The following is a 1,129-nucleotide window of genomic DNA, read 5'->3' as shown; positions in this document are numbered from 1 at the left end:
ACCAGCCCCACGGCCAGGCCTGCCAGGCTCGCTGTCAGATCGTTCGCGCCATTGGCCATTGCCAGCGCCGTGACCATTCCGGTCAGCGAGAACACCGAGCCGACCGAAAGATCGATGCCGCCGGTGACCACCACCAGGAAGACGCCGAGCGACATGACGACCAGCGGCGCCGCGGCCTGGATGATGTTTTGGACGTTGCCCATGCTAAGCGCCGCGGGCACGAACATCCCGACCGCCAGCAAAAGGGCGACGATCGCGCCGGCGATCGCGGCCTCGGTGCGGTAGGACAGAAGGATCCCGGGGGAGCGGGTCCTGGCGTTCCGGGCCTTCTTGGCCGTCGCGGCGCCGTTGGTTGCGTCGGTCATGCTGCCATCCCCGTCAGCTCGGCGAGCCCGTCTTCGGTGAAGCGCTCGTCCGGGAGAAACCCCTTCGGGCGCCCGTCTGTGTCGAAGGCGAAAATGACGTCGCAAAGCTCGAGCAGCTCGACGTTCTCGGTCGACCACCAGACGATGATCGCTCCGGCGTCCGCCATCTCGCGTATCAGTGCATAGATGTCGTGCTTGGTACCGATGTCGACGCCGCGCGTCGGCTCTTCCAGCACCACCATGCGCAGCGGCAATCCGAGCCAGCGCGCAACGATGAGCTTCTGCTGGTTGCCGCCGGAGAGCGACGCCGGAAGATCCCAGATCGAACCCGCCTTCAGCTTCAGCGCCGAAACCAGATCGGAGCATTCCTGTCGTTCGGCGGCGCCGACGATCCGTCGCTTGTCGCGAACCCTGCGCGCGGCAAGCACGTTGTCGACGATCGGAAGCTGCGAAAGGATGCCCTTTGCCGCCCGGTCACCTGAGACGAAGCCGACACCCGCACGCGCTGCCGCGGCCGGGGAGGGGAAGCTTTCGCCAAAACCGTCGCCGGCGAGGCGCCAGCCGGCGCCCTTTCCGGCGCCCACGAGAGGATCTATCAGGCCTGTCGGACCGGCCGGCGCGCCGGCCAGCCCGAGGATGGTGCCAGGCCGGATTTCCATCCTGACGCTGTCCGGTCCGACCAATTCCACCGGCGTGCCCTCTGGGCTGCGTTGCCGCCGCTTGAGCTGTGGTCCGGAACGGTGGGTCGATTGGCCCATCTGCTG

General features: G+C 67.3%; 1 protein-coding gene and 1 pseudogene. Both read right to left on the bottom strand.

The genetic code is table 11. The features are described from left to right. A pseudogene (locus CK222_RS31415) lies at window positions 1-365 on the bottom strand (ABC transporter permease); the annotation flags it as partial. Next, on the bottom strand, window positions 362-1,129 hold a 768-nt coding region (locus CK222_RS31410; protein WP_141247186.1), incomplete at its 5' end, for an ATP-binding cassette domain-containing protein. The pseudogene CK222_RS31415 and the gene CK222_RS31410, both read right to left, overlap by 4 nt.

Origin of the sequence: Mesorhizobium sp. WSM3866, from assembly GCF_002294795.1 — a bacterium.
Taxonomy (GTDB): domain Bacteria; phylum Pseudomonadota; class Alphaproteobacteria; order Rhizobiales; family Rhizobiaceae; genus Mesorhizobium.
This window is presented reverse-complemented; position numbering and strand designations above follow the sequence as displayed.